The sequence below is a fragment of the Anaerolineae bacterium genome (assembly GCA_013178015.1).
Lineage (GTDB): Bacteria > Chloroflexota > Anaerolineae > DRVO01 > DRVO01 > Ch71.
In genome coordinates, this window is the sequence record JABLXR010000096.1 from 1 (window position 1) to 3,483 (window position 3,483).

Consider the following 3,483-nt stretch of genomic DNA (forward strand, 5'->3'; position numbering starts at 1 on the left):
CGTGTCTCCCCGTCTCCGTGTCTCCCCCTCTCCCCTCCTTTGCCGGCTCGCCTCCCTGTGGGATAATGGCGCTACTCAGGCGCACGCGCTCTAGCAACAGGAGGCAAACATGAGTTCGGCCATCACGGCCGCCTTGCCGGCTTACATCGAGGACGAGGCCTCTTTGGACGAGGTTATGTCGCGACCCTCCCCCGCGCTGGTGGAGGACCTGACCGCGCTGGAGGGCGACATCATGATCCTGGGCGTGGCCGGCAAGATGGGTCCCACCCTGGCCCGCTTGGCCCGTCGTGCCAGCGACGAGGCCGGCGTATCCCGGCGCGTGATCGGCGTCTCTCGTTTCTCCCAGCCGGGCACCAGGCAGCAACTGGAGTCCTGGGGCGTGGAGACCATCGCCTGCGACCTGCTCGACCGAGAGGCACTGGCCAGCCTGCCCCAGGCCCGCAATATCGTCTTCATGGCCGGCCGCAAGTTCGGCTCCACTGGCGCCGAGGCCACCACCTGGGCCATGAACGCTTACCTGCCTGGGCTGGTGGCAGAGCGATTCCCCGACTCCCGCTTCGTGGTCTTCTCCAGCGGCAACGTCTATCCTCTCGTGCCCGTTATCTCCGGCGGAGCAGTGGAGGAGGACCTGACTGCCCCGGTGGGCGAGTATGCCCAATCGGTCCTGGCTCGCGAACGGCTCTTCGAGTACTTCTCTCGCGAGAGAGGCATCCCCGTCACCCTCATTCGCCTGAACTACGCCATTGACCTGCGCTATGGGGTGCTGTTCGACATTGGCGCCAAGGTGCACGCCGGAGAGCCGGTGGACGTCACCATGGGTCACGCCAACGTCATCTGGCAAGGCGACGCCAATAGCTACGTCCTGCGAGCCTTCGGCCTGTGCTCCTCTCCACCCGCCGTCCTGAACGTCACTGGGCCTGAGATCGTCTCCGTGCGCCGAGTGGCGCAGCGCTTCGGCGAGCTCCTGGGACGCGAGCCGGTCATCCAGGGGCAAGAGTCGCCCACTGCCTTCCTCAACAACGCCGGACGCTGCTTCTCCCTCTTCGGCTATCCCACCGTCCCCCTGGACACCATGATCCGGTGGATCGCCCGCTGGCTGGAGCTCGGGGGCAGCAGCCTGGGCAAGCCCACCCACTTCGAGACTCGCGACGGCCGGTTCTAGAGCAGTGGCCCGTGCCTAGCAGATAGTGGATGGCAGGCGCAGGTTCCTGCCATCCACCGGCCACGGTCCACCACCCATCGTCGCTTCAGGAGGTGCTTATGTCCGAGAGCCCCATGCCACCCTCTGGTATTCTCTCCCTCATCCGACGGGGCACGGTGATTCCGGCTCACCCCCTCGCCCTCACCGAAGAGCGCCGGTTGGACGAGCGGCATCAGCGTGCCCTCACCCGCTACTACCTCGCTGCCGGAGCCGGCGGCGTGGCCGTGGCGGTGCACACCACCCAGTTCGAGATCCGAGAACCGGAGTTCGACCTGCTGCAGCCGGTGCTCACCCTAGCTGCCGAGGAAGCCCGCGCTTACCAGCAGAAGACAGGGCGCGACGTAGCCCTCATCGCCGGGGTGGTAGGCGACACCCGGCAAGCTGTACGCGAAGCGGAACTGGCCTCACGCCTGGGATATCATGCCGTGCTGCTCAGCCTGGCGGCCCTCAAGCAGGCGGACACCGGCACGCTCATCCAGCACTGCCGCCGGGTGGCAGAAGTCATGCCCCTGTTCGGCTTCTACCTTCAGCCGGCCGTGGGAGGGCGCGTCCTTCCCTACGACTTCTGGCGCCGCTTCGCCGAGATCGAGAACGTGATCGCCATCAAGATGGCTCCCTTCAACCGCTATCAGACCATAGACGTGGTGCGGGGCGTGGTCGAAGCAGGACGCGTGGACGAGATCGCCCTCTACACCGGCAACGACGATCACATCCTGCTGGATCTGGTCACTCCGTTTCCCTTCCGGGTCGGCGATCGCTCGGTCGTGGCCCGGGTGGTAGGCGGGCTGTTGGGCCAGTGGGCGGTGTGGACGCGCCGGGCAGTGGAGATGCACGCCCAGGCTCGACGCCTGGCCCAGTCCGGAGACCCCATTCCCCAGGACTTCCTGGGCGCGGCCAACGAGCTCACCGACGCCAACGCCGCCCTGTTCGATGTGGCTCACAACTACGCCGGGTGCATCGCCGGTATCAACGAGGTGCTGCGCCGGCAGGGGCTTCTGGCCAGTCGCGCCTGCCTCAATCCGCGCGAGGACCTGTCTCCCGGGCAGGCGGCCGAGATCACCCGGGTGCAGAACGCCTATCCCGCCCTGATTGACGACGACTTCGTGGCCGAGCACCTACAGGAGTGGCTCCGCTGAGGCCCGCACTTACCAGTCGCTGACGCTCCCATCCTCGGCGTAAGCCGCCGGGTTGCGCCACAGGCCCTCGTCGGCGTGCTGAGCGAGGGCCTCCTCGTCCACTTCGATGCCCAGCCCCGGCCCTTCGGGCACCCGGACATGCCCATCCTCCAGCAGGAATGGCTTCTTCAGATACCCCTCCCCTAAGGAGACATGCTCCTGGACGGCGAAGTTGGGGATGCAGGCATCTAGTTGCAGGCAGGCAGCTAGTGCCACCGGCCCCAAAGGGCAGTGCGGCGCCACCGAGACGAAGTAGGCCTCGGCCATGGCAGCGATGAACCGGCATTCCAGTATGCCCCCGGCGTGCGACAGGTCCGGCTGCAAGATGGCGGCCGCCCCCTGGGCCAGCACCTCCCGGAAGCCCCACTTGGTGTAGAGCCTCTCGCCGGTGGCGATGGGTATGCTGGTCGCCCGGGCCACCTGGGCCAAGGCCGTCACGCTTTCGGGCAGGCAAGGCTCCTCGATAAAGGCAGGATCGTAAGGCTCTAGCGCCCGCGCCAGACGTATCGCCAGCGCCGGGCTGGCGCGCCCGTGCAGATCTATACCGATGTCCACCGTCGGGCCCACCGCCTGGCGCAAGGCCTCGATCCGCTGCACCGCCCGACGGACCACTTGAGGCGGCTCCATCGGACTTCGTCCCGGGTCCAGGCCTCCTGTCTTGAGCGCGGTGAAGCCTGCCGCTACAGCGTGCCGGCCCGCCTGCGCCAGTTCCTCGGGGCCATCTCCGCCCACGTGCCGGTAGAGGCGCACCCGCTCCCGTACCGCTCCTCCCAGCATGGCGTGTACCGGTACTCCCAGCCACCGACCGACGATGTCCCACAGTGCCTGCTCCAGCCCGCTGAGGGCGCTACACTGCACCGGTCCCCCGCGATAGAAGGCATGCCGATAGAAACCTTGCCACAGGTGCTGAATGCGCCGGGGGTCCTGGCCCAGGAGGCGTTCGCGCCAGTGCCCGATCTCGGCTGCCACCGCCGGGATGTGGCCTTCCAGCGTAGCCTCTCCCCATCCCACCAACCCCTCGTCCGTGGCCACCTTCACCAGCAGCCACCTGGGCTTCACCGCCACCGTCTCTACTCCTACGATGCGCATGGCTACCTCCTGAGTGCG

3 protein-coding genes are annotated in these 3,483 nt (G+C 67.2%); 2 read left to right on the forward strand and 1 reads right to left on the reverse strand.

The window, feature by feature from the left end; all coding sequences use genetic code 11:
* The first annotated feature begins 109 nt into the window (after positions 1-109).
* Together HPY83_19625 and HPY83_19630 are read left to right on the forward strand one after the other, a co-directional pair.
* The gene (locus HPY83_19625) at positions 110-1,162 is read left to right on the forward strand and encodes an NAD(P)-dependent oxidoreductase (protein NPV10157.1); all 1,053 of its coding nucleotides are present in this window, start codon (positions 110-112) and stop codon (positions 1,160-1,162) included.
* 98 nt (positions 1,163-1,260) lie between these two features.
* The gene (locus HPY83_19630) at positions 1,261-2,337 is read left to right on the forward strand and encodes a dihydrodipicolinate synthase family protein (protein ID NPV10158.1); all 1,077 of its coding nucleotides are present in this window, start codon (positions 1,261-1,263) and stop codon (positions 2,335-2,337) included.
* Between the two features lie 9 nt (positions 2,338-2,346).
* On the opposite strand, the gene dgoD is transcribed toward HPY83_19630, so the two are convergent.
* Positions 2,347-3,465, reverse strand: coding sequence for a galactonate dehydratase (gene dgoD / locus HPY83_19635; protein NPV10159.1), 1,119 nt, complete (start codon positions 3,463-3,465; stop codon positions 2,347-2,349).
* Between the last annotated feature and the right edge of the window lie 18 nt (positions 3,466-3,483).